We start from the raw sequence: 24867 nt of genomic DNA, 5'->3' as shown, positions 1-24867 counted from the left end.
GATGCCCTCGATCCGAATGCCTATCGCTCCCGGCGGCCACCGCTCCGAACCACCGGAGAGGCTGTTCTGCGCCGCAGGGATGCGTAGAGGGGGCGCTTTATGGCGATCCAGCGTGGGGTTGTCAAGTGTCCCGGCAGCGGCTAGGGGCCCGTCGGCGCGCCGAGGGGCCGGGGGTCAGGCTGTCCTCACTTTCCGAACACCACCCGCTGACCGAAGACGCGGTCCGCCGTCTCGCAGAACGTTCGGAAGGCCATGTACTCGGACGGCTTGATCCGGGACTTCGTGAGGGAGATCTGACTGCGGACGACGATCTTCCCCGCGGACTGCTCGATCGAAAGCGAGAACTTGCCGAAGGGGGTGTCCACGTCCTCGGGCAGCGGCGCCCTGGTGACACGCCACCCGGCGGGGATCCGGAGGGTCCATTCATCCCGGCGCGTGGTGAGCGCGGGAATGATCACGTCGCGGGTGCGCGCCGAGAGGGATGCGAACTCGGTGGCGAGGCGCTGCGTGGGCACAGCCGGGACCGACAGGCTGTCGCCCTCCCTTCGAGCGAGCGCGACTGCTCTTCCTCGAGCCCGCAGCTTCGCTGGCTGCTCGATGTCCTCGAGATCGTTCACCTCGACCCCGGCCTTCCCAGGGGCCAGCTCGACCGCCCCAAAGTCCGTGGCGAGGTCACGAGCTGCGCGGTCGCGGCGCGTCCCCTCCGCCATGTAGCGGGTCCGCCACTCCGGCGCAGACGCGCCGGCCACCTGGATGTCGACCCCGAGCTGAGCTGACCCGTCAGCGCCGACCGCGATGTCGACGGTCCGGTGCACGACCGAGGCCTCCGGAGCAGGCTCCGGCAGGCGAACGAGCTTCGGCTTGCCCTCGTTGATCTGAAGCGCCATCGCGCCGCGATCCATGATGGGAAGCTCTGTCGAGCCCGAGTGCTCCGCCGTTCCGTCGAGGTAAAGGTCGAGCGACGGCACGTACGCGATCGCGTGGTCGAACGGCGCGAGGCTCGCGGGCTCCGGCTCGATGTCGCCTCGCATGCGGGTGCGCACCAGGACGATCGTCGCTGGGATGCCGATCTCGCGGAGCATCGTGACGATCAGCGTCGCCTTGTCCTTGCAGTCGCCCCAGCCGCGAGCGAGCGTCTGCGCGCACCTCCTCGGGCGAATCCCCTCGATGCCGAACTCGAGCGCCACGTAGCGCGTCTCGGTCGCGTACTTGTAAATCGCGCGGACCTTGCTCCGATCGTCGGCGAGGCCGTTCGTGATCTCGCGCACCCGCTTGCGCACCTCATCATCCACATCGAACTGCTCTCGCGCGAGGCCCCAGTACCAGGAGCCGACCTCGTCCCAGGTCTTGAAGGTCGAGACGTGGACGTGCGCGAGGATCTCGGACCAAGCGGGCATCGCCGGCTCGGGCGCAACCGGCGGCACAGAGGCGGCGGAGAAGCGGAAGATGCGCCGCTCGGCGTCCTCCTTGGTCTCGCGCACGAGGCCAGGCAGATTGGACGCGAAGACGTGGAACTGCCTCGTCTTCGGGGTGATCAGCACGTACTCGCTGCTGGCGATCGGCTCATCCCCCTGGAGGAACTCGATCTCGCCGAAGTGATCGGCGATCTCGTTGCGGGGGCTGACGTCATCGACGCGGTAGCGCAGCTCGACCACATCGCCGGCGTTGAGCCGCGGGAAGCTGACGTAGAACGTGCGCGCCGATGTGTACATCGCGAGCGCCGGGTTGTTCGCCCCGGATTCCCCGCTCTCGATCGCCCCGTCGACCTTGCCGTCTGCTCGGTAGACCTTCGCGGCACGGAGGCTCACGGTCTGGCGATCGGCCTGGTACTCGAACGCGTACTGCCGGGCGCTCGCTGCAGCCTCGTCCGTCAGCGGCTGGAAGACGACCTGCCGGAACCGGCTCGCCAGGCCGTTCGGGAAGACGGTGGTGACCGTCAGGTTGCGCAGCGTGCGCTTGGGATACTGCCGGTCAGCGTTGCGCCGCATCGGGAGGAAGCGGTCGGGCGCCCAGGCGTAAGCCTCGTCGGCGCGCGGCTTCGGCGGCTCGATGTGCTCGATGTACTCGCGCACATCCTTCGCCTGAGGGCTGATCGCCAGGATCTGCTGCAGCATCTCCAGCTGCGCCTCTCGGTTTCCCTCCTCGCCGTAGAGGTCCGAGAGAGCGCGCAGCGTTCCGATGTCTTCCGGCGCCATGGCGAGCGCGCGCTGATGGGCCGCGAGGGCGCGGTCCCCCTGGCCCAGCGCGCGGTACGTACGCGCCGCGACCGTGCGGGCCCAGACGGAGTCGGGCTCGCTGCGGAGGAAGCGCTCGATCCAGCGCTCCGCCCCGGCAGGATCGCGGCGCGCCACCGCGAGCTCGACCTGCTGGTGAAGGAAGCTCGAGTCGTCGAACCGCAGCGCGGCGTAGCGCGCCTCCATCTCGGCGGCCTCCGTGTCGCGCCCGAGCGCGCGCAGCTGCGCCGCCGAGGCGCGGAGGAGCGCGACGCTGCTCGGCTGGCGCGCGAGCGCCCGCTCCAGCGTGGCGAGCGCGGTGCGCTTCAGCCCAGCCTCCCCGTAGAGGTCCACGAGCCCGAGGACGGCCGTGACATGATCGGGATCGGACGCGAGGATGCGCTCGTAGATCGGAGCCGCCTCCCGCCAGTTCGGGCTCGTTTGCGCGAGCCGAGCCTGCGAGAGCAGGACGTCGATATCCTCACGACCGCCCGCGAGCGCGGCCGCGCGCTCGATCCACGCGCGCTGCTGGTTCCTGTCCTCCGAGAGCTGGCCCGCGAGCAGGTAGCGACGCACGCTCGGCTCGGCCTCGGCGGAGCGCCGCGCGAGGTCGCGCGCCCTGTGCTCCCCCTCGGCGTCACCGCCGGTGAGCATGAGGTACCGCGCGAACGCCTCCAGCATGGCGGGTGAAGGCCGAGCGGCGCTCGCGGCGCGCTCGAACGCCTGCATCGGCCCCTCAATGACAGCCGCACGCGCGGCGAGCTTCGCTCCTGAGGTTAGCCCTTCGGCCTGCGCCCGCGCCCCGCCCACGCGCCTCGCGCCATCGGCTTCGCCCTGAGGCGCCGTGACGTGGGTTCCGATGTCGGAGGTCACATCCAGATCAAGATCCGGCGCCCCCTTCTCGTTGCCGATGCGGAGCGCGAACTTGGGCGCCGACGCACCTCCGCAGACCTTGATCGTCAGGCGGTTGTAGCCGGGCCTCAGCGTCACCGGCGCGGCGAACCGATCGATGTCGAGCTCGCGGTACCCCGGATCGGTCAGGACCTTCGCGCCGTTCCAGAACAGCTTGAACGCGCCGTCTGCCCCGACCCAGATCGAGATCGGCCGAGGAGCGCGCGTCCCGGCCTTCGCGCGGACGAACGTCGTCGCGTAGCCGCAGACGCCCTCCACCGGACGAATGAAGTCGCCGAAGTCAAACCACCCGTACTGCGGCGCCTCGGGGGGCACGCGCCACCGGACCGCGCGCGCCTTGCCGTCGTACGTCCTGCCCGCGGCCATCGGCTGCTCGAGATCTTCCTCGGGCCCGAACGCCCGCTCGAAGCCCCCCTTGTTCTCGTTGTCGAACGGTCCGATCGTCGCCCAGCGGCCGATAAACCCGAGCTTTTGGATCCTCGCGACCGCTCCGTCGAGATCGCCTCGACGCCTCCGCGCATACGCCGAGAGGAGCTCCGCATAGACCTGGGTGGGCGCGCTGGTCGCGCCAGCCTCCGCGATGGACGCGATCGCCTCCTCGACCTGCGTCGGATCCGCGCGGTCCCACGTGCGCCAGAGCTCACGTAGCGCGCCGTAGACCTCGGGGCCCCTCGCCGCGCGGACAGCCGCGTGCGCGGAGAGCACCTCGGGGTGAACCGCGCCGAGCTCCGCGCGAACATCGGCGCCGAGCGACATGGCGCACGCCAAGGCCGCCGTCCCCACGGCGAGCGCGCAGAAGGACCGCCCCCTCGTCGTCCCCTGGTTGAGCTCGATCTCACGGGGCTCGGCCCGGCTGAGCACGTCACGCATCCGAGGCGCTATCCCGTGGCCGAAGCCATCGGTCAAGCACAAGGCATGGCTGCAGAGGCGCCGCACCGGCCGAGGTCAAGGGGGTGCTGCCGACGATCCGGCGGAACGCACGCCGGCAGGAGGTCGTCCCCCGGGCCGCGTTCATCGGGCGGCGCCTTCATGAGCCCGCCGCGCCGCCGGCGCCGATCCCGCGAATTTTGTCTATCTTTTGCCGGGTACAGAGCCGGGGACAGAGCGACGACACGCAGCGCGCCCCACAGCAGCGCCCCCGGAGGAAGGCGCAGCGCCGTCCGACCGCATTCAACTCATGAAACAGTAGCAATTTTAGATACTTACCGTGCAAACCTTCCGGGTGGCCGGGGCGGACAGGCGCCTGGAAAAGGTCCGGAACCAAGGCTCCCCTGGGGGCAGGGGGAGCGAGCTCCGTCGGGGTCCGGCAAGGCTCGGCGAGGTTCGGCCATACGATCCTCCAACTTCCAGAAAGGGCCGCCTTGCTCCGCCGCACCAGCTTCGGATAGAAACGTCCCAAGATGTACGGGAGCACGGTCGAGGAGCAGCGGCACTGCGCGCTGCGAACCGGCCATGCAAGTCCCCACGGCAGTGAGCGTCACGCCGCGAACGTGGTACCGGTGGTAAGGCAAGCCCGCGCAGCGGGAAGCCAGTTGGATGACGATGGTCGGGGACCGCACGTGCGGCGCCCGGTGATGACAAGGGCGACAGAGCCCGCAATGCCCAGGGCCCCATCGCGAGAGCGCTGGCGGAGGAACGATGGTCAACCCTCAGATGGTGATGTACGAGGAGGAATTCAATCAGATCCAGAGCGTGGTGGATCGCCTCGTCAAGGACGCCAATGCGAAGGTCGTCTTCATCGTTGACAAGAACGGGCAACTGATCGCCGCGAGCGGAGACGTCGACAACCTCGACACCACGTCGCTCGCCTCGCTGACGGCGGGGAACATCGCCGCCACGGGCGGGATGGCGAAGCTCCTCAAGGAGAACGAGTTCGCCACTCAGTTCCACGAGGGTGAAAAGGCGAACATCCACATCCAGCTGGTCGGGAACCGCGTCATCCTCGTGGTGATCTTCGACTCAAAGTCGAGCCTCGGGTTGGTGAGGCTCCGGGTGCGAAAGGCGAGCGAGGAGCTCAACCACATCTTCGAGGCGCTGCTCAAGAAGGTGCAGGAGCCGGGCGCCGACTCGCCGTTCGCCGAGATCACCGACGAGGACATCGACAACCTCTTCAACGACTAGGAGCGCGGTCGATGAGCTTCATCAATTACATGGCGCGCGAGATCAACTGCAAGATCGTCTATTACGGCCCGGGTCTCTGCGGCAAGACGACGAACCTGCAGTACATCTATGAGCGCACCAACCCGGACGCGAAGGGGAAGATGATCTCCCTCGCCACGGAGACCGACCGGACACTCTTCTTCGACTTCCTCCCGCTCGCACTGGGGGAGATCCGCGGCTTCAAGACGCGGTTCCACCTGTACACGGTGCCGGGGCAGGTCTTCTACGACGCGAGCCGCAAGCTCATCCTGAAAGGCGTCGACGGCGTGGTCTTCGTGGCAGACTCACAGCTCGGCCGCATCGAGGCGAACCAGGAGTCGGTGGAGAACCTCCGCACGAACCTGGCGGAGCAGGGCTACTCGCTGGACAAGATCCCGTACGTCATCCAGTACAACAAGCGGGACTTGCCAGAGATCGGCACCGTCGAAGAGCTCCGCTCGCTGCTCAACCCGACGAACGTCCCCGATTTCGAGGGGGTCGCGCGGACCGGCGTCGGGGTGTTCGACACGCTCAAGGCGGTCGCCAAGCTGGTGCTGACCGAGCTGAAGAAGGGCGGCCCCTAGGTTGCAGGGGCCGGCCCAGAAGATTCGAATCGAAGAACGGCGCCGCGAGCGAGGCCGTGGACTCGCTCGCGCTCGGTGCAGCGATCAGGCGCGCTGGTAGATGCGGTTGCGCCGGTTGCGGTTCTTCGCCTTCAGCTTGGACCGGTAGCGCTTCGACTTGGAGCGCGTGGTCTTCCGAGGACCTTTCGACAGCATGAGGAACATGAACAGGCTCCGTTGAGGCGCCCGGCGCGGAGGCGTCGTGCCGCCGCCGCCGGTGCGAAGGGGCGGCAACGTACGGCATCACAGGGCAAAGTTCAACCGGAGAGCACCTCGGCTGGGCGACCGGCAGGTCCCGCGGCGGATAGGACAGGCCCTGGCACCGGGGCCGAGCTTTTCTGCTATCGGTGTTCTACGACGTGCGGTTCAGGACCCTCCTCTGCCTAGCCGCCGCCTCGGTGACCGCGTGCGGCGCGAGCATCAACGCGGTCTACGAGGGGGACGTACGCTTCGAGCACTGCATGGCGCTTGACTCGCTGGCCGACGTCAAGCCGACCCTGCGGCGTGCGTGCTGGGACGAGTGGCTTCAGTTCTGTACGTTCGGTCAGACGCGCGACCGTGTGGAGTACGCCACGCTGCGGGCCAGGCAGCTCAGCCACGCGAGCGATTTCGACGAAGGCGAGTGGACTCCGCCGAGCAGCCGAGCCCCTGCCGTGCCTGAGCCGACCAGCGCGCTCGCTCCGCCGCCCAGGCTCCTGACCGCCGACGTGGCCGCGACGGCGGCAGCGGAAGAGGCTCGCGCAGACCCAGACGCGAACGACGGCGGCGCTGCGCCCTCGGCGTCGAACACCGCGGAGGTTGCACCGCCGGGAGCGAAGTGCAGCGCGTCGTGCCAGACGGACTGGAAGGAATGCCAGGACGACTGCAAATCCGCCGCCTGCGAAAAAGGATGCTCCGGCAAGTACACGCGGTGCATGCGTCGCTGCTTCTGATCGACGTGGTCTGCTCTCCGCGCAGATGCCTCACCTTGTCACACCAAGATGGCCTGGAATCTTGACCCGCGATCGAGCGTAGAGCTATCGGCGTACACGATGTCCGCTTCGCACGCGCCCAAAGAGCTCAGCAGCACGACTCCTGATCGCAACGGCACGGCGTCGCCCCTTGAGGGGCTCGGTGCGAGCGCAGGCCCCATGCGGGTGCTGCGGCCACGGCGAGCGGCGCCTGCGGACGCCGTGCGGCCGACCCGCGCCGAGGTGAACCTCGCGCACCTGCGGCACAACCTCCGCGTCCTCGAGCGAGGCCTGATCGGCGCGGAGAAGCCGCAGATCTGGGGCGTGCTCAAGGCGGACGCGTACGGCCACGGCGCGCCCGCCGTCGCACGGACGCTCGAGCGCGCCGGCATCCCCGGCCTGTGCGTCGCGTTGCTCGAGGAGGCCATCGAGCTGCGAGACGCCGGCATCCGGCTCCCTGTCCTCGTCATGGGCGGCTACTACGGCCCGCGCCGCGACGGCTTCGAGGAGATCATCGCGCGCGATCTCGTGCCCGTCGTCTACGACGCCGGCCAGATCGAGCGCCTCGCGAGCGTGGTGCGGCTCGAGCAGCGCGGTCGCGTGGGCGTCCATCTCAAGGTCGACACCGGCATGGGACGGCTCGGGGCCGCGAGTTCCGAGATCGAGGCGGTGTTCGCGACGCTCGGCAAGCACCCGGAGGTGAAGCTCGACGGGCTCATGACCCACCTCGCCTGCGCGGACGCCGACGATCTCGGCGTGACGATCGAGCAGATGCGCCTCTTCGGGGAGATCGAGCAGCGAGCGAAGAGCTTCGGCCTCACGCCGCGGGTGCGCCACGCATCGAACAGCGCGGCGATGCTGCGCCTCCCTGCGGCGTGGCTCGACATCGTCCGCCCGGGGGTCGCGCTCTTCGGCATATCGCCGTGCGCGGGGCTCGCGCCCGACCTCAAGCCGGTCATCCGGGTGCGCAGCGAGATCGTCGCGCTGCGCACGATCGCGAAGGGCGACAGGATCGGCTACGGCCACACCTGGCAAGCTTCCCGGGAGAGCGTCGTGGCCACCGTGCCGATGGGGTACGCCGACGGCCTGAGCCGCCAGCTGTCGAACCGCGGCGCCGCCCTCGTGCGCGGTCAACGCGCGCCGATCGCGGGCGCCGTGTCGATGGATCTCACGATGCTCGACGTGACGGATGTGCCGGGAGCACGCCTGGGGGATGAGGTGGTGTTCCTCGGAGCGCAGGACGGGCCGCTCGGGCGCGGCACGATCAGCGCTGAAGAGATCGCGGGGCTCACGGGGACGATCGCCTGGGAGGTGCTGACCAGCATCTCGCGCCGCGTGCCCAGGTTCTACCGCGAGCCCTGAGCGCGCGCGGCGGCGCCCGCGCTGGCGCTGCCAGCGCGAACAGGCGTGATACGCTGCTCTCCATGAAGACGGCCGTGAAGCAGCGGGCCAGCGCCTGCGGCATGCTCTTCTGCGTCGGGGCTGTGCTCGCGCTCGGCGGCGCGGCGATGACCGCGTGCGAGGACGAGGTCGCGAAGCAGCGTCCGCGCAGCGGCAGCGGTCAGGGGGCGCAAGAGCCGGTGGACGGGTTCGATCCGGACACCGAAGACCCGAGCGGACCACCGGCCGCGGATGCGGGTGGGCTCTGCGGCAAGCGGATCCACCAGGTCGAGATCGCCGAAGCGCCGAACATCTACTTCGTCCTCGATGCGTCAGGCAGCATGCTCAGCCCCGCTTCCGCGAGCTCGAGCGCGACCCGATACGACCGGGTCCGTGAGGCCGCGGTCGACCTCGTGCGGAACCTGGGCCCGCTGATCAACGTCGGCGCCGCCGTGTTCCCCGTGGACGCGACCGACGAGGCGCCGTGCAGGCCGGGCGGCGAGGTGTTCGCTGTCACGCCGGGGGCTCCCTTCGCAGAGGGACAGGAGGGCTCAACGACGACATCGCGGTTCCGCGCGGCGACGCGGGCCGCGCCGCTCGGCGGGACGCCTACCGCGGCGACCCTCGCGGCGCTGACGCCGAAGCTCGTCGGGCTCCCCGGAAAGACCATCGTCGTGCTCGCGACCGACGGAGGTCCGAACTGCAACAGCTCGGCGAAGTGCGACGCCAACGGGTGCATCGCCAACATCGAGCAGCAGTGCCCCGAGGAGAACTGCTGCTCGCCCTTGGGTCCCTCGGGCCCCGAAGGGTGCCTCGATCGCGACGATACGGTCGCCGCGATCGAGCTGCTCGCGGCGAGCGGGATCGATGTCTATGTCGTCGGCATCCCCGGGAGCGAGTTCTACGGCGATGTCCTCGACCAGATGGCGCTCGCCGGCGGCACGGCGCAGTTCGTCAGTCCGTTCTACTTCAAGGTGGACAACCTCGACACGCTTGGGAACGTCCTCTCGAAGATCGCCAGCATCGTCGTCTCCTGCGAGTTCGACCTGGTCGACCCGCCTCCCGAGGCGGGACAGACGAACGTCTACCTGGACGACGAGCTGGTCGCCTACGACCCGGAGAACGGCTGGCGCTGGAAGTCGCCCGCGGTGGTCGAGCTCCTCGGGGAGGCATGCACGAAGCTCAAGAGCGGGCGGGTGGGGCAAGTCCAGATCGTCTCCGGCTGTCCCACGGAGGTGGCGAGGTGAAGCGCGAGGCGACGAAGCTCTCGGCCTCGCTGATCCAGCTGACGGCCGACGCTGCGGACGACGCCGCGCTCGACGAGATCGACGCGGTCGCGGCCGCGGCGTTCGACGTGCCGCAGTTCTCCGCGCGAGAAGAGCTGCGCCGCCCCTGGACGCGCTGCTGGGTCGCGCGCGAAGAGCGGCGCGCGCTCGCCTTCCTCATCGCGTGGCACGTCGCCGACGAGCTCCACGTGCTCAACGTGGCCACTTGCCCGGCCGCGCAGCGGCGCGGGCTCGCGACGGCGTTGATGAACCGGTCGCTCGAGTATGCACAGGAGCAGCAAGTGCGGCTGATCCTGCTCGAGGTGCGCCGCTCGAACCGGGCAGCGATCCGGCTCTACAGGAAGCTCGGCTTCACCGCGATGGGGGTACGCCCTCGGTACTACAGCGACAACGGCGAGGACGCGATCGAGATGGTGCTCACGCTCGATCCAGCGACAGGCGCGGTGCAGCCAGGCCGCGACGAGATCCGCATCGAGATCTGAGCCGCGCCGCGTGGCTCAGCGCGGGGCCGCGGCAGGCGCCGCCGCGGGGAAGCGAGACACCGCGGCGAGCGGCGGCAGCCGCGCCGCCACCACCTGCATCGGGGTGAGCAGCAGCGGCCGGAGCAGCGTCTTGGCCCGCTCGTCGAAGGGCTGGAGGAGCGCGTCGGCCTGTCGCGTCGCCTCGACCAACCGATCGGCCATGAGGCGCGCATCGACGTTGGGGTTCAGATCCTCGAGGCGCTGGATCTCGTCGCGAAGAGCGCTGAGCAACGAGATGTACCTCGCCAGGGGCGTGTCCGTGATCGGCGCCGAGCCGCTCGGCGCGGCCGGCACGCCGAACTCGACGGTCCGCTTGAACTCGTCCGGCACCGAGCTCGGCCGGTTTCTTATGAGCTTGACGTTGACGGGGACCTTCAGCCTCGTCTTCTGCTCGATCTTCCGCTCGAGGTACTCCTTCCCCCGCTTGGCCAGGGCCGAGTCCTCGATCGCGCCGCGATCCCGCTTCCACTGCGTGTTGTCCTCGAGCGCTCGGATGATGCGGAGGTACGGGTAATCCGCCTGGGTGAGCGCCTGGTACGTCTCCTTCGCCTCCTTCAGGTTGGCCGGGACCCGCACGGTGAGGTCCGCCATCCAGTCGGTCCACTGCGCGATGTAGCTGGCGTCGTAGTCGGCCGCGAGGCCGTCCAGGTTCTTGCTGATCGAGGCCTCCTCGCCGGGCGCGAGGTCCACGACCCACCGCTCAGCCATCAAGCTGTCGGCGCCGCTCTCGAGCCTCTCGAGCACCGCGAAGTGCCCCCTCTCGGTGTACGGACCGTCCACCTCCTTCCAGCGCTTCTCCTTCGCGTACAGCTTGCTGCCGATGATCTTCAGCACGGCGGGGCGGTCGGCGAACATGTCGCCGAGCGTGTGCGGAGGGTACTTGCGGTTGGCGCGGCTGTTGTCACCCGTCTCGTCGTACTTCTCCTCGATGATCGCGTTGACGAAGAAGTCGTAGTACCGCTTCCGCGGTGGCACGGCCTGGAGCGTCGCGCGCACGCTCGCGACCAGATCCTCCTTGCGCGCGATCGGCGTGACCCGCTTCTCCTTGATGAGCGTCAGGTAGTACTCGACGTGCCGATCGAGCTGCTTCTTCAGCTCGGTCTCGGTGAGGTTGGAGGTCGCCCGCAGCACCTCGGCCCAGAGCGAGGTGAACCTGTCCTTCGCCCACGCGACGTCGAGGTGCTCGACGTCGCTCAGCATCAGGTACAGCTTGAGGTCGTTCCGCTCGCGGAGGTAGTGGTCGCCCTTCGCGAGCTTGAGGCGATCCTCGAGCCGCTGCTTGCACGGGATCACGAAGCCGTTCTGGAGGCTCGCGACGTAGACGTGCACGAGCGGCGGGTACACCGTCTCGCCCTGGAACATCGTCCACCCCTTCCCGTCCGGCGGCCCCTCCTCGCGCGCCTTGTCGATCTCCTTCAGCCGGTCCAGCGCAGGCCCCAGCGCGGCGAGCTTCTCCGAGAGGGGTCGCGTGTCCTCCCATCGGAGCGCGCTGACGGTGCGCGCGTCCGCCTCCACGTCGCGCAGGAACGCGCGGTTGTTGACGAACGACACCACGCTGGGGATCGCGAGGATGACCCCGAGCGCCGCGGCCGCCGCGCTGATCGCGCCGCGGACGAGCCGCTGGCGCCGGATCTCGCTCGCGCTCCTCGCGGCGATGTCCCCGTCCGGGAAGACGACGTTCATGAAGACGTCGTGGAGGAAGTAGCTCTTCGACTCCACGTTCTGCTGCGCCGCGGCCTCGTGCGTGCGGATCCCCATCGCCTGGCCCATGCGCTGGAGGACCCGGTCGAGCGGCCTGCCCTCCTGCGTGCCGCTCGTGAAGTAGAAGCCGCGAAAGATGGGCGTCCCCTGGAACGCGTTGACCATGAAGACGGTCGAGACCAGATCGGAGAGGTTCCGCCGGATACCCGAGAACTCGAGCGGGAACTGGTAGACGCGCTCGCGCACCTCGCGGCTGCGCTCCATCACGAGCCGCTTCAGCGAGCGGCCGTGGATCTGCCTCGCCAGGGCGTCGAACTCGGCGTCGAAGAGCCTCCCTGGGTCGGCCTTGTCCGCGCTCAGCTTGAGCGTCGCTCCCCACGCCTGCGCGCGATCGCTCTTGCGCATGTCGCCGAAGAACTCCGAGAAGCCCGCGATGAGGTCGCACTTCGTGAACAGGAGGTAGACGGGCAGCACCATGTGGAGCTGCGTCATCACCTCGTCGATGCGCGCCCGGAGCTTCTTCCCCATCAGCTCGATGTGCTGCTCGCTCGCGTCGATGAGATCCGCCACGCTCACGGCGACCAGGATGCCGTTGAGCGGGCGGCGAGCGCGGTGCTTGAGGAGCATCTGCAGGAACGCGATCCACTCCTCGTGATCGTCCTGCTCCGTCGTGTAGCGCCCCGCGGTGTCGAGGAGGATCGCCTCGTTGGTGAACCACCAGTCGCAGTTGCGCGTGCCGCCGACGCCGCGCACGCCGCCGCCGTTGCTCGGGTGCGCGTACGGGAAGACGAGGCCCGAGTGCTTCAACGCCGTCGTCTTCCCCGCCCCGGGCGGGCCGATGATGACGTACCAGGGCAGCGAGTAGAGCGCGGCGTTGCCGTGCTCCTTTCCCTTGCCGAGCTTCGAGCTCTTCAGGGCGCTGATGCCGCCCTGGACCTGCCGCTGGAGCTCCTGGATCTCGGCGCGGCGCTCGGGCCGCGCGTTGAGCGCCTGCTGCGCTCCTTGCTGGACGATGGCCCGCTCAAGCGCAGAGGCGGCGCGGCGCGCGTTGATCCGGCGGTACACGAAGAGCGCGATCGCGGAGAGCGCGATGACGACGCTCGTCGCGATCGGGATCGCGGTGGGCAGGCCGAACGTGAAGCACGCCGCCCACGAGATGAGGAACAACAGCCCGAAGAGGACCCACAACACGCCAGCGACGATACCACCGGTCGCCGCTCCCGGAGCACGTCCGCGCGGCGCCGCCCAGCGAGCGTGATCTGCCCGCGCGCGGCGATCCCGGCGTCAGTCGCCGCCGCGCTCGTAGTCGCCCGGGTCGAGCGCGGCGTCGGTGTCCTCGCCGGCCGCGAGCCGACGCGAACGGATCGCGTCCACGGCGATGTCGATCACCTCGAGCCGCGTCGAGGGGGCGTAGTACTCGTTTTCCGAGACCGACGGCAGCTCCGCGAGCCTGGCCGCGACCGCCTCGCGATCGTCTTCCTGCAGCTCCAGCGCCGCCGGATCGCCGCTCAGGGAGTCCTCTGCGAGGTCCAGCGCGGCGTCGGCCCGATGTCCGCGCGTGAGCGCCTCGCGCACGAAGAGGACGGGGCTGAAAGCGAGGTAGACCGACCCGAACTGCACCTGCCAGTAGGTCGGATCTTCGCCATCCAGGCGCCACCACGACGCGTGCCGGCGCCGGATCACCTCGCCGAAGTAAGCGCCTGCCATGTGCGCGACCATCGGCAAGGCCTCGACCCGCTCCGACGTCGCGCCGCGCGCCTGCTCGAGGTAGTGGTCGAGCAGAGGCAAGGTCTCCGGCCGATAGTCAAGCCGTACGCCGAGGGCGCGCTCCACAAACCGCACGCACCCCTCGGCGAGATCCTGCACGGTGGACGGCGGCGGCGCGACAGGTTCGACAGCTGTAGCGGACAGCGCAGACTCGGCCGGCCGCTCCGCAGAAATCGGAGAGGTCCCTGCACCGTTCTGTTTGGTATTCATGGGCTCCACGCTATTCTTCTCCGGTGCGGGTGGCCGCTCGTCAATGTGGTCGTGCTAGGAGCGCCTCGGCAAGCTCCGCAAGGACCGTGTCCGGCCCTCGACCGTCCTCTGCAGATCCCCGGGCGCAGCGTGAGCACGGGCCGTCGGAACCAACAAAGCTGACGAAACCGACAAAGCCGATGAATCTGGCGGAGCCGACGGAACCGCCGGAGGCAACGGAACCGCCGGAACCAGCAGGACCGACGAACCAGCCGACACAGCGGGAACGCCAACGAGAACGAGAACGAGAACGAGAACGAGCTAACAAAGCTCGGCGCCGGTCCAACCGGCCCGTCCGCGGATTCGGGTTTGAATTCCTAACGGAAGTCGAGGCCTTCGTGCTAAGCTCCGCCCTCGCGTCGAAATGAGACTCGGGATTTTCAGCGATACGCACGCCAACTACGAGGCGCTCAGCGCTGTGCTCGAGTCCTACCGCCACGAACGTATCGACGTTTACTACTGCCTCGGGGATACGGTCGGCTACGGCGGCTCGCCGAACGAGTGCGCCGATCTCGTCCGCAAGGTGGCCAAGAAGACGATCCTCGGCAACCACGACGCGGCCGTCGCTGGTCGGATGGACTACTCGTATTACTACGAGGCCGCCCGGCAGGCGCTCGACACCCACGCTGCGATGCTGTCCGCCGAGAACGCGGCCTGGCTCCGGAGCCTGACGTACCAGGAGAAGTTGACGGACATCAACGTCGACCTCTGCCATGGCTCACCCGTCCGGCTCGAAGAGTTCGAGTACATCTTCGCCCCGGAGCAGGCGCGCGAATGCCTCCCGATGTGGAACGAGCTCGGTCACATCACGCTGATCGGCCACTCCCACCTCTGCAAGGTGTTCGCGCTCACACCGAACAGCGTCGAAGAGCTCCCCGCGGTGGACTTCCAGCTCGAGCAGGGTCGCAAGTACATCGTGAGCGTCGGCTCGGTCGGACAGCCGCGGGACTACGACAACCGCGCGAGCTACACGGTCTACGACAGCGACACGAAGCGCTTCGAGTTCAAGCGCGTCGAGTACGACATCGAGACGGCGGCGGAGAAGGTGCTGCGCGCCAAGCTCGAGCGCAACTTCGCTCATCGCCTCTACATCGGGGTCTGAGACTCCAGGCAACGGCCGCATCTGGCGCGACCTCGGTGCGGCAGGACCAGGGGCACACGCGCGCTGGTGCGCGGACACGTCGCGCATGGCCCGATACCGACCTGGCGCCGCTACAGGGCGGCCCGAGGCGCTGCAGGCTCCGGGCGTTCGAAGGCCGGTGCCGCGCCCCCTTCAGCGGCCCCCTTCATTTCCAGGGCGGCGGGCCCGACCAGAACGGCGTGGCCGGCAATGATAGAGCAGCATGCTCGTCTGGTTGTCGGGCGGCTCCGGGGAAAAATCGCTGCGAAGCGCCGTGAGCTCGAAGCCGTTGTAGTGGAGCAGGGCTTCGAGCTCCTGCGGGTAGAACTGACGATGGGCGAGCGGCGTCATCCAGCGCTCGCCGCCGTCGACGGGCGAGAACTCCATGGAAACGAACAGGATCTGCCGGACCTTGTCGTAGTCGAACCGCTCCGTGTACCGGACGAACTCGCCAGGGCCATCCTTCGCGGGGTACCGGAACCGCGGCGTGGCATAGGCGCGATCCGGATCTCGCGCGAGCTCCGCCGGCTCGGGCATGGAAACGTCGAAGACGAGCTCGCCCTTCGGCGTCAGATGCTCGCGCGCACGCGCGAGGAATCGCTCCACGTCCACGCGCGTGTACAGGTGCAAGAAGGCGTTGAACGGGCAGATCACGAGCGGAAAGCGGCGCCCTAGCCGCAGCGCCCGCATGTCGCCCCGCCGGAGGCTCACGCGAGAGGAGACATCGCGCGGCTCGCGTCCAAGCTGCGCGCGCAGATCGCCGAGCATCGGCGCCGACAGGTCCACGCCGGCGATCTGGACCCCCGCCCTCGCGACAGGCAGCGTGATCCGTCCGTTGCCGCAGCCGTACTCGAGCACTGGGCCCGCCGACGCGATGGCGAGGTCGACGTAGTAGCGGACGTCATCCTTCCGGCGCGCGTACGTCTTCGCGTAGTACGCCGGATCCTCGTAGTGGGCCGACGTCCCAGCCTCGAGCTCCGGATCGCGACGCTGGCCGGAGCCCGAACCATGCGCCGGCCGCTTCGTGGCCATCCCGCTCATGCGAGGCAACAGATCAAGCGGAGCGCTGGCACGGTAACGGGAGCGAGCTGCGGAACGGAGCCCCGACGGAGGCGCGCATCACCGGACGCGCGCCCTTCCGATGCGGCATCAGCGCTGGCCGCCGGCGTTCATCTGCTGGAGCCACTCGGAGACGACCTCGTGGGAGCTCCGGTGGAAATGCACCTTGCCCGCCGCGATCTCTCGGAGGCTGGTCACGGCAGGCTTGTTCTTCGTCTTCACGAGGGCGTCCGAGCCCTTCATGAGCTGCCGCGTCCGGTTGGCCGCGAGCACGACGAGAGCAAAACGGTTTTCCTCGCGCTCGAGGCAGTCTTCCACAGTCACACGCGCCATAGGGGGGCCGAGAGTAGCTCCCCGCCCCGGCAAGCGCAAGGTACATGCCGCCCCGGCGGTCCTGCCTGCTCTGCCTGCTCTGGTTCCTCTGCTTCCTCTGGCTCCTCTGGTTCCTCTGCTTCCCTCCGCTCCCTCTACTCTCTCGGCTTCCTCTGGTTCTGCTTTCGCTCTTCCTCCTTGGCCTCCTTGGCGGCGCGCGCTGCCGCTTGGCCCGAGCGATGGGTCACGTTGCTCGTTGCCCTCCACGCAGGTCCCGGCTACGAGGTCGCACCGTGGCCGCTGACCAGGACTCTCTCCTTCCCCCTCCCCCTCGTCCGGCCCCCGGGCTGAAGTACCGCCGCATCGTGCTCAAGCTGAGCGGCGAAGCGCTCTGCGGCGAGGAAGGGGGGTTCGGCATACGTCCCGAGACGCTCCACCACGTGGCCGGCGAGGTCGCCGAGCTCCAGCGGATGGGGGTGCAGATCGGGGTCGTCGTGGGCGGCGGCAACATCTTCCGCGGGCTGAAGGGCGCGAGCGCGGGGATGGACCGCTCCCAGAGCGACTACATGGGCATGCTCGCCACCGTCATCAACGCGCTCGCCCTGCAGGACGCGCTCGAGAAGACGGGCGTGCCGACGCGCGTGATGACCGCGATCGAGATCCGGCAGGTCGCCGAGCCGTACATCCGCCGCAGGGCGATGCGGCACCTGGAGAAGGGCAGCATCGTCATCTTCGCCGCGGGCACGGGCAACCCGTTCTTCTCGACCGATACGGCGGCAGCGCTGCGGGCCATGGAGATCCAGGCGCAGGCGCTGTTCAAGGCGACCAAGGTCGAAGGCATCTACGACCGCGATCCCGTGCGCCACGAAGGCGCGCAGATGTTCGCGCACCTGAGCTACGACCGCTTCCTCGCCGACAGGATCGGGGTCATGGACTCGACGGCGGTCACGCTCTGCCGCGAGAACAAGATGCCCATCCGGGTGTTCAAGCTCATGACCCGCGGCAACATCCTCCGCGTCTGCAGGGGCGAAGAGATCGGCACGATCGTCGACTGAGCGCGCGTTCGAGCGCCTTGCGCGCGCGACGAGCCGAGGCGTCCGCCGACGCGCCAGCCTGAACGAGGCGCAGCGACCTCGAGCCACGCTGAAACCGTGCTAGACCCCGAGCCAGCAATGACCCGAGCTCCGGTGCGCCGACCCCTGCTCGCCATCTCGCTCGTCGCGCTCGTCGCGAGCTGCGACGAGCCCGCCCTCCAGGTCCCCTCGGACGCGGGGGATCCGGTCTTTGGCCTCACCGCCGAGCAGTCGGCGCGCGTGCTCGCGAAGGTCGGGGACAGGGTGATCACCCTGGGCGACTTCGGCAGGACGCTGGAGCGCATGGATCAGTTCGATCGGCTCCGGTATCAGACGAAGGAGCGGCGCCGCGAGCTGCTCAGCGAGATCGTCGACGCGGAGCTGCTCGCGCTGGAAGCCCGGCGCCGGGGCCTCGACAAGGACCCCGCTGTCGAGGACGCGATCCGGCAGATCCTCCGCGAGGCGATGATCGCACGGGCTCGAAAGGGCCTGCCGGCGCCGGCCGACATCCCCGCGTCCGAGGTGCGCGCGTACTACGAGGCGAACGCGGACAAGTTCAGCGAGCCCGAGCGCAGGCGCGTCGCCGCCATCGTCGTCGGCGACAGAGCGCTCGGGGAGAAGGTCCTCAAGGAGGCGCAGAAGGCCGGGAGCAGCAGCGCGTGGGGGGAGCTCTTCCTCAAGCACTCGCTCACGGCGCCGAAGGACAAGAGCGCTGCCCCGCCGCTCGAGCTCGCCGGAGAGCTCGGCATCGTCGGCCCGCCCGGCGATCAGCGCGGCGCCCACCCCCGCGTCCCACAGCCGGTCCGCGAGGCCGCCTTTCGCATCGGCAGCGTGGGCGCGGTCGGCGAGGAGCTCGTCGAGGCCGAAGGACGGTTCTTCATCGTCCGCCTGAACGGGCTCACCAGCGGGCACCGGCGCGAGTTCGCGGAGGCCGAACGCTCGATCCGGGTCGCGCTCCTCCAGCAGAAGATGCAGGACCAGGAGCGCGCCATCGAGGACGAGCTGCGGAAGAAGTTCCCCGTCGAGATCAACGAGGCGGCGCTCTCCTCGGTCAAGCTGCCGGAGCAGCTCATGCAGACCGGGAGCGCGGCGCAGCCCGATCCCGCGAAGCCCCGCGCGCCACGGCCGGAGCAGGCCGGCGCTGCCGCGGCGCCGTCGAGCGATGCCGGAAAGTAGCGAGCTCGTCGCCGCCGCGCGGCTCGCCCGGCGACCCGGCGAGGAAGGCGCGAACGCCCGCGCCGTCGCGCTGCCGGAGCGACCGGGTCCGCTCGCCACGAGCGCGCAGGAAGCGCGACCAGCCCGCGTGAAGGCGCGGAAGAGCGACTGGACATGGCAGCTGCGCCATGCGCTCTCGAGCGCCGACGACCTCCACCGGGCGCTGTCGCTCACGCCGGAGGAGCTCGCCGGCGCCAGGCGCGCCGAAAGGGCGGGGCTGCCCGTCCGCGTCACCCCCTATTACCTGAGCCTCTGCGACAAGGGCGATCCGGCGTGCCCGATCCGCCGGCAGTGCGTGCCCCTCGCGGACGAGGCCGCCGAGGTGCCCGGCGATCTGGTCGATCCCCTCGGCGAGGTCGCGCACGAGGTCGCCCCCCACCTCGTGCAGCGGTACCCGGATCGCGCGCTGCTCCTCGCGACCGACCGCTGCGCCGTGTACTGCCGCTTCTGCACCCGCTCACGCATGGTCGGCGACGGCGGCGGCGCGGTGGCGCTCGAGCGCCTCGCGCCCGCGATGGCGTACCTGGAGGCGCACCCGGAGGTGCGCGATGTCATCGTGAGCGGGGGCGACCCCCTCGCCGTCTCGACGGACCGCGTCGTGCGGCTCATCGCTCGGCTGCGGCAGATCCGGAGCGTGGAGACGATCCGGATCGCCACGCGCGTGCCGGTCACGCTGCCGCAGCGGATCACCGCAGAGCTCGTGCGCGCGCTCAAGCCGTACCACCCGCTCTGGGTGATGACGCACTTCAACCACCCGAAGGAGCTCACGCCCGCCGCCGAGCGCGCCTGCAAGCGCCTCGCGGATCACGGCTTCCCCGTCATGAACCAGACCGTGCTGCTGCGCGGCATCAACGACGATGCGACGACGCTGGCCACGCTCTTCCGGGGTCTCGTGCGCTGGCGGGTGCGCCCCTATTACCTGCTCCAGATGGACCCCGTGCGCGGCACGGCGCACCTGCGCACACCGCTCGCGACCGGCGTCTCCCTCATGGAGCAGCTCCAGGGCCGGCTCACCGGCATCGCGCTGCCGAAGCTGATCGTGGATACGCCAGGCGGGATGGGCAAGGTGCCCATCGGCCCCGAGTACGTCGTCGATCGCGGGCCGGGGCGCACCGTCCTCCGCACGCACCGCGGCGTCGAGGTCGAGTACGTCGACCCCCCGGCCGGGTCTGGCGGCTGAGCCGCCGGCTCAGCGACCCGGGCCCCGCGAGAGCGGCTTCGCGACCCGGAACGACAGGTTCAGCGCCCGCGCGATCCCGAAGAAGCGGGTGCGCGACGCGCTCCTGCACTGCTGCGAGTCCGCGGCCCAGTTCCCGGAGCGGGCGATGCGCCACGGCGGCGCGTCCCCGCCAGCGTCGGCGGCCGATTCGAGCTCGCCCGACGTCTCCGCCCACGATCTCTCGCCGTTCACGTCGGCGACCCACTCGCGCACGCCGCCCGCCATGTCGCGCACGCCGTAGGGCGAGGTGTCGATGGGAAAGGTCCCGACCGGCTCTGGCTGCGCCAGGAACGGCCGCGACGAGCGCATCAGGCAGAACGTCGGGTCGAAGTGATCTCCCCACGGATAGAACCGGCCGTCGGTCCCGCGAGCCGCCTTCTCCCACTCCAGCTCGGTCGGGAGTCGGAGCTCGATCCCGTCGCGCTCGCTCCGGAAACGGCAGTAGGCCACGGCGTCGAACCAGTCGATGAGGATGACCGGCAGGTTCCAGAGGTGCCCTTCCTCCGCCGGGAACCGCTTCTGCGCGTCGCCCTCGACCACGCTGGGCAACGGCTCCCAGCCGCCGCTGCTGGCGGGCCGCGCGACGTAGCCCTCGGAGCCGCGCGTCCCGTGCGGCGCGCGCTTGAGGGCGAGATCGAGATCGCGCGTCTCGAGCTCGTTCAGGAACTCGCAATACTCGCGGAAGGTGACGGGGAACTTCGCGATCGCGACGTCGGGGACGTGGAGCTCGGCGCGGCGGAGCGGATCGTAGGCCTGCGCGTCGCCGCCGGCGATGAAGGTCCCCCCGGGGATGTACACGAACCCCTCGCCGATCTCCGCGTCGGTGTAGAGGTTGACCTCGACGCGGTGGTGGGTGCCCCGCTTGAGCAGCAGCGGGTAGCGCACGTCTCGGCAGCCGGCGCGCTTCAGGATGAAGAGGTAGCTGCCTGGCTTGAGGTGCACCTCGCGGAGCGGGGTGCGGCCGAGCGAGCGCTCGTCGCTGGCCACGAGGATGCGATCCTTCTCGACGTAGCGGTACGCGACGACGCTCGCGCCGGGCGGCGACGAGTCGAACGAGAGGACCGAATCGGCGGTGAGCAGCGCGGCGTAGCGGCCCACGTCGAACTCCGCCACGAGCGCCTCGTGGTAGATGCGCGCCGCGTGCTGGTGCTCCTGGTCCGCCCGCACCGCGCGCGACCAGTACAGGTCCGCGAGCCCTGCGCGCGCCTCGACCAGGTCCGGATCGTACGCCAGCGCCTTCGTGTAGAGATCGATCGCCTCCGCCGCGGCGCGCGCCTGCTCGCGCTCGACCCCGGCGGCCCTGTCCTCGAGCTGCCACCCCGCCCGCTTGCGCTCGATCGCCTCGTACTCCTTCACGTCCTTGAGCAGCCGCCGCGCCTCCTCGACGAGCCGCTCGCGCTCGCCGTCGAGCCGCCGGTCGCGCTCGAGCGGCGCCTTGGCGAGCTCGCAGAGCTTGATGGCCTCCTCGCGGCGGCGCATCCGCTCCTTGGCGCCCTCGAGGAACGCCTCCGCCTCCGCCGCGACGCGGTCGGCGGTCGGCGGCCGCTGATCGGGATCCTTCGCGAGCATCGCCAGGCAGAGGTCCTCGAGCAGCAGCGGGCAGCTCGGCGCGATCGAGCGCGGCGGCCTGGGGTCGCGCGTCTGCGTCGCGAGGATCACGGCGAGGACCGTCGGCGCGTCGAACGGGTGCTCGCCGGTGAGGATCTCGTAGAGCACCACGCCGAGCGCGAAGATGTCCGCGCGGTGATCGATCCGCGCGTGGTCCCCTCGGATCTGCTCGGGCGCGATGTAGCCGGGCGTGCCCGAGAGCGCGCTCGCGATCGCCTCGTGCCGCCTCCTGCCGAAGTCCTGCCCGCTCGGATCGACGGAGATCGGCTCGCTCACCTCCGCCCTCGCGAGCAGCTTCGCGTTGCCCCAGTCGCCCAGGTAGACCTCGCCGTAGTCGCCGAGCAGCACGTTCTCCGGCTTGATGTCGCGGTGGGCGACGCCTCGCCGGTGCGCGTAGGCCAGCGCCCGGGAGATCTGCACGAACGCGCCGATGAGCCGGACGAGCGGCCATTGCCTGCGGAGCTCGGGGTTCGTCAGCACGTTCTGCAGGCTCTGCCGCTTGACGACCCGCATGGAGTAGTAGGGCTGGCCGTTCGGCAGCGTGCCGAGGTCATAGACCGGGATGATGTTCGGGTGCTCGAGCTGGGCCGTGATCCGCGCCTCGGTCCGGAAGCGGTTGCCCACCGCGGAGTCCTCCTCGGCCCCCGGCTTCAAGGTCTTCAGCGCGACAACGCGCCCGATCTCGCGGTCGCGCGCCTTCACGACCTTCCCGGCGCCCCCGGCCCCGAGCGCCTCGCCCACCTCGTACCGGCTGCCGCCGGAGTTCACGGCGCGCGTGGCGGAGGTCGCGAGCGTCGGGAAATCGGCCCCGACGTCCTCTCCTGGCAGGTCGATCTCCCGCTGGGTGTCGAAGCGCAGCGCGTCCTCGTCCTCGCTCTGCGGCGAGAGGGCGCGCGCGACGGGCGGGCTGCGGCCCTCCTGCGCGAGCAGCTCCGGCAGCGCCGCCAGCTGCTCGGGCGTGAGGATCCCCTCGAAGAGCTCCTGGGGCGTCGACGCGCCGCCGAGCGTCCATCGGCAAGCCATATCCCAAAGGGCGTTGGGCTCGATGAGCCCTCGCGCCACGGCGGCGACGGCCAGGGCACGAGCCTCACGAGTCTGAGCGAGCTTCACTCGAGCGACCTCTCGTCCGAAACGATCTCACCCCGCGACGCGAGGCGGAAGGCCACGCTGAGGCCGTCGAGCGCGAGGCGCCGCGAGCCAGGAGCGCGTGGCGCTCCCGCGAACGCTCGAGGGCTGCCGGTGACGCTGTTCCGTGCGCATCTCACGAGGCGCCGCACGTCAGTTGCCGTGGCAGGCGACCGCTCTGCTGCCACGCCGGCCCGAGCTGCCCCGTTCGAAGTCGCGGCGCGGCGGGTCCGCAGCGGCGATGGCGGCCCCCGCGTCCCGGTCTTCAGATGGTCTACGTATCGGGAATTCCTGCATTTACCATCGGCAGCTGAGCGCCGTTCAGCGTACGTGGTGTCCCCTCGCCCGCGCAAGAGAGTAGGGCGGAGCCGCTCGAGGACCCCGGTCATTTTTCGTCGCAGGCCCTCGCTCCTCGCACGTCTCCGCGTCGCGCAAGCTTCGCGTGCTTCGCGTGTTTCGTATGTTTCGCACGGTTCGCACGTTTCCGCCGGCCTCGCCCCCTTGTCGCACCGGCTGCAGGGGTCGTCGCCCTGCCATGGCATCGCGCCGTCGCGCGCAGCAGGATTTCGATCCCTCCGGGGCGCCTGTCAGGGCGCCGGCATGGCTGCTCCGACGACCCCCCAGACCTCCGGCGCTCGTTTGTCCCGACTCCATGAACCGCCGCGCGCTCGCCGGGGGGCAGGACTTCACCGTGATCGGCGGCTCGCTCTCCGGCGCGTACGCATCGAAGATCTGCCAGGTGATGGCCCTCGCGATGAAGATAGGCGCCCCATCATCGCTCACGGAGCGAAGCTCCTCTATGCGTTCGCCAGAGCCACCGTGCCCAAGGTGACGGGGATCACCCGCAAAGCATACGGCGGCGCTTACGACGTCAGGGCTCCAAGCACATCCGGGCCCGATTACAACCTCGCCTCCCCAGCGGCCGAGATCGCGCTCATGGGCCCGGAAAGCGCGGTGAGCATCGTGTACCGCGGCGAGCTCCAGCGAGCGGCCGACCCGGCCGCCGGCCGCGCATGCTTCGCCGATGACGACAAGGCGAAATTCGCCAACCCGTACAAGACGGCCGAGCTCGGCTTCTCGGCTTCATAGACGAGGTGATCTACCCGCGCATGCTCCACACTCGACTGGCTCGGGCCCTCGACCTCCTGCGCGACGAGCGGGACAGGAACCCACCGAAGAAGCACGGAGACATCCCGCTTTAGCAGAATTTTGCGACAGCTGGGGCCCCGCGAGAGCGGTGCTCTGGCCGTGCTCTTGGAGAGATCTGCGAGCAAACCGCTTAGAGCGCCACGGCAGGTGGGTGCCGGGGCGAGCGACGCCGTTGCGCGGCCGATCCCGAGCGTGTAGAAACGACTTGCGTGGCTGTTTTTCTTTGAACTCCACGCGCGATGCTTCTCTCTGACCGACGATCTGCACAGGTGCACCCGGGGGCCGGTCGCAGGAAAACGGGTGGTTTGGCAGGCATGCCGAGCGTTGGGGGGGCGCCGAGTACACGAATGAAGGGTCGGTTGGGTTCTGTGGAGGTATTGAGCATGAAATCTTGGGTATTCGCTGCGGTTCTGATTTCCGGCTGCGCCCTCGTGGCTTGCGGTGATGACGGCAACACGCCGTCGGGCTCCAGCACCACCAGCAGCAGCGGGAGCAGCAGCTCTGGCGGCGGCAGCGGCGGTGGCGGCGGCAACGGCGGTAATGGCGGCTCCGGCGGCAGCGGCGGCGCCGGCGGAGAAGGAGGCGCGAGCGCCACGAGCACTTCCTCGACGGGTACCCCGACCTGTGATGACACGACGGACACGTGCGGCCGCGACACGAATACGGGCTGCTACAAGTGCGCCGTCGATGGGCCGTGCAAAGAGGTCCGCAAGGCCTGCGTGGACAGCGGCGATTGTCGTGCTCTGGTGGTGTGTATCGATGGCTGCGCCGCGGAGGCAGACCCGGCCGCGTGCATCGAGACGTGCCGCACGGACAAGGCGGCCGGGGTCGAGGCCTACGACGCCCTCCTCACGTGCACTGTTTGCGAGGAGTGCGCCGAACGCTGCGATGCCGCCGGAGAGCCGGTGTGTGGCCTATGAGCTTCTGACAACAGCAGCGCATCTCCGAAGGGGGCGCCAGATGGCCGCCCCCTTCGGCCTTTATGCGGGCCGAGCCTCGACGGACGGCTCGCCCGCGCCGGCCGCCGCGGGCCGGCAGCCGGCGCAGGGCGGCGCGGGGCACGAAGCCGGCGGCCCGGGAGCAGGACGGAAGCGGCGGCGCGGGGCCTAGGGCTAGGGGACGAGGGGAAAGGGCGGTTCAGGCCCGAGCGAGGGCCGGGAGGGCCTCCTGAGGGACGTCGCCCCAGGTCGCGCGCCCTCGCCGCCGTGCGCAGGCCTCGACCCGGCGCTCCTGGCCCAGGGCCCGG

General features: G+C 69.6%; 18 protein-coding genes. 12 read left to right on the top strand and 6 right to left on the bottom strand.

Going from position 1 to position 24867, the window contains the following annotated elements; genetic code table 11:
* Positions 1 to 185 precede the first annotated feature (185 nt).
* Positions 186 to 3995, bottom strand: a complete 3810-nt coding sequence (locus tag WMF19_RS39295) for a DUF3857 domain-containing protein (protein WP_437895035.1) — start codon at positions 3993 to 3995, stop codon at positions 186 to 188.
* Between the two features lie 768 nt (positions 3996 to 4763).
* Between WMF19_RS39295 and WMF19_RS39290 the strand changes: the two genes are divergently transcribed.
* From WMF19_RS39290 to rimI, 6 genes are all read left to right on the top strand, one after another.
* Positions 4764 to 5246 carry a roadblock/LC7 domain-containing protein gene (locus tag WMF19_RS39290; RefSeq protein ID WP_012239856.1) on the top strand — a complete coding sequence of 161 codons (483 nt, stop codon included), beginning with the start codon at positions 4764 to 4766 and terminating at the stop codon, positions 5244 to 5246.
* Positions 5247 to 5257: 11 nt separating this feature from the next.
* The gene (locus tag WMF19_RS39285; protein WP_012239857.1) at positions 5258 to 5848 is read left to right on the top strand and encodes a GTP-binding protein; all 591 of its coding nucleotides are present in this window, start codon (positions 5258 to 5260) and stop codon (positions 5846 to 5848) included.
* 386 nt (positions 5849 to 6234) lie between these two features.
* A complete protein-coding gene (locus tag WMF19_RS39280; RefSeq protein ID WP_437895034.1) occupies positions 6235 to 6819 on the top strand; it encodes a hypothetical protein in 585 nt (194 codons plus the stop codon).
* A 99-nt stretch (positions 6820 to 6918) separates the two neighbouring features.
* Positions 6919 to 8199, top strand: a complete 1281-nt coding sequence (gene alr / locus WMF19_RS39275; RefSeq protein ID WP_437895033.1) for an alanine racemase — start codon at positions 6919 to 6921, stop codon at positions 8197 to 8199.
* Between the two features lie 62 nt (positions 8200 to 8261).
* A complete protein-coding gene (locus WMF19_RS39270) occupies positions 8262 to 9464 on the top strand; it encodes a vWA domain-containing protein (RefSeq protein ID WP_437895032.1) in 1203 nt (400 codons plus the stop codon).
* The gene (rimI, locus tag WMF19_RS39265) at positions 9461 to 9985 is read left to right on the top strand and encodes a ribosomal protein S18-alanine N-acetyltransferase (RefSeq protein ID WP_437325087.1); all 525 of its coding nucleotides are present in this window, start codon (positions 9461 to 9463) and stop codon (positions 9983 to 9985) included. The genes WMF19_RS39270 and rimI overlap by 4 nt, the downstream gene beginning before the upstream one ends.
* 15 nt (positions 9986 to 10000) lie before the next feature.
* Here rimI and tssM read toward each other — a convergent pair whose 3' ends face one another.
* Both tssM and WMF19_RS39255 read right to left on the bottom strand, forming a co-directional pair.
* The gene (gene tssM, locus WMF19_RS39260; RefSeq protein ID WP_437895031.1) at positions 10001 to 12916 is read right to left on the bottom strand and encodes a type VI secretion system membrane subunit TssM; all 2916 of its coding nucleotides are present in this window, start codon (positions 12914 to 12916) and stop codon (positions 10001 to 10003) included.
* A 93-nt stretch (positions 12917 to 13009) separates the two neighbouring features.
* Positions 13010 to 13702, bottom strand: a complete 693-nt coding sequence (locus WMF19_RS39255) for a hypothetical protein (protein ID WP_437895030.1) — start codon at positions 13700 to 13702, stop codon at positions 13010 to 13012.
* A 403-nt stretch (positions 13703 to 14105) separates the two neighbouring features.
* On the opposite strand from WMF19_RS39255, the gene WMF19_RS39250 reads away from it, so the two are divergent.
* Positions 14106 to 14843 (top strand): metallophosphoesterase family protein, encoded by a 738-nt coding sequence (locus WMF19_RS39250; RefSeq protein WP_272102835.1) that lies wholly within the window; start codon positions 14106 to 14108, stop codon positions 14841 to 14843.
* Positions 14844 to 15014: 171 nt separating this feature from the next.
* On the opposite strand, the gene WMF19_RS39245 is transcribed toward WMF19_RS39250, so the two are convergent.
* Together WMF19_RS39245 and rpoZ are read right to left on the bottom strand one after the other, a co-directional pair.
* A complete protein-coding gene (locus tag WMF19_RS39245; protein ID WP_437895029.1) occupies positions 15015 to 15893 on the bottom strand; it encodes a class I SAM-dependent methyltransferase in 879 nt (292 codons plus the stop codon).
* Positions 15894 to 16010: 117 nt separating this feature from the next.
* The gene (rpoZ, locus tag WMF19_RS39240; RefSeq protein ID WP_044966694.1) at positions 16011 to 16253 is read right to left on the bottom strand and encodes a DNA-directed RNA polymerase subunit omega; all 243 of its coding nucleotides are present in this window, start codon (positions 16251 to 16253) and stop codon (positions 16011 to 16013) included.
* Positions 16254 to 16525: 272 nt separating this feature from the next.
* On the opposite strand from rpoZ, the gene pyrH reads away from it, so the two are divergent.
* From pyrH to WMF19_RS39225, 3 genes are all read left to right on the top strand, one after another.
* Positions 16526 to 17287 (top strand): UMP kinase, encoded by a 762-nt coding sequence (gene pyrH / locus WMF19_RS39235; RefSeq protein ID WP_080599110.1) that lies wholly within the window; start codon positions 16526 to 16528, stop codon positions 17285 to 17287.
* Positions 17288 to 17419: 132 nt separating this feature from the next.
* Positions 17420 to 18481 carry a peptidylprolyl isomerase gene (locus WMF19_RS39230; protein ID WP_437895028.1) on the top strand — a complete coding sequence of 354 codons (1062 nt, stop codon included), beginning with the start codon at positions 17420 to 17422 and terminating at the stop codon, positions 18479 to 18481.
* Entirely contained in the window at positions 18468 to 19700 is a 1233-nt protein-coding gene (locus WMF19_RS39225; RefSeq protein WP_437895027.1) for a KamA family radical SAM protein, read from the top strand. Before WMF19_RS39230 ends, WMF19_RS39225 begins: the two co-directional genes overlap by 14 nt.
* Positions 19701 to 19709: 9 nt before the next feature.
* Here WMF19_RS39225 and WMF19_RS39220 read toward each other — a convergent pair whose 3' ends face one another.
* Complete coding sequence (locus WMF19_RS39220) at positions 19710 to 22370, bottom strand: protein kinase domain-containing protein (RefSeq protein WP_437325093.1); 2661 nt, start codon at positions 22368 to 22370, stop codon at positions 19710 to 19712.
* Between the two features lie 702 nt (positions 22371 to 23072).
* Between WMF19_RS39220 and WMF19_RS39215 the strand changes: the two genes are divergently transcribed.
* A complete protein-coding gene (locus WMF19_RS39215) occupies positions 23073 to 23561 on the top strand; it encodes a carboxyl transferase domain-containing protein (RefSeq protein WP_437895026.1) in 489 nt (162 codons plus the stop codon).
* Positions 23562 to 24004: 443 nt separating this feature from the next.
* Positions 24005 to 24541 carry a hypothetical protein gene (locus tag WMF19_RS39210; RefSeq protein ID WP_437895025.1) on the top strand — a complete coding sequence of 179 codons (537 nt, stop codon included), beginning with the start codon at positions 24005 to 24007 and terminating at the stop codon, positions 24539 to 24541.
* Positions 24542 to 24867: the final 326 nt, after the last annotated feature.

Source organism: Sorangium sp. So ce124 (genome assembly GCF_051525235.1).
GTDB lineage: Bacteria > Myxococcota_A > Polyangia > Polyangiales > Polyangiaceae > Sorangium > Sorangium atrum.
This window is presented reverse-complemented; position numbering and strand designations above follow the sequence as displayed.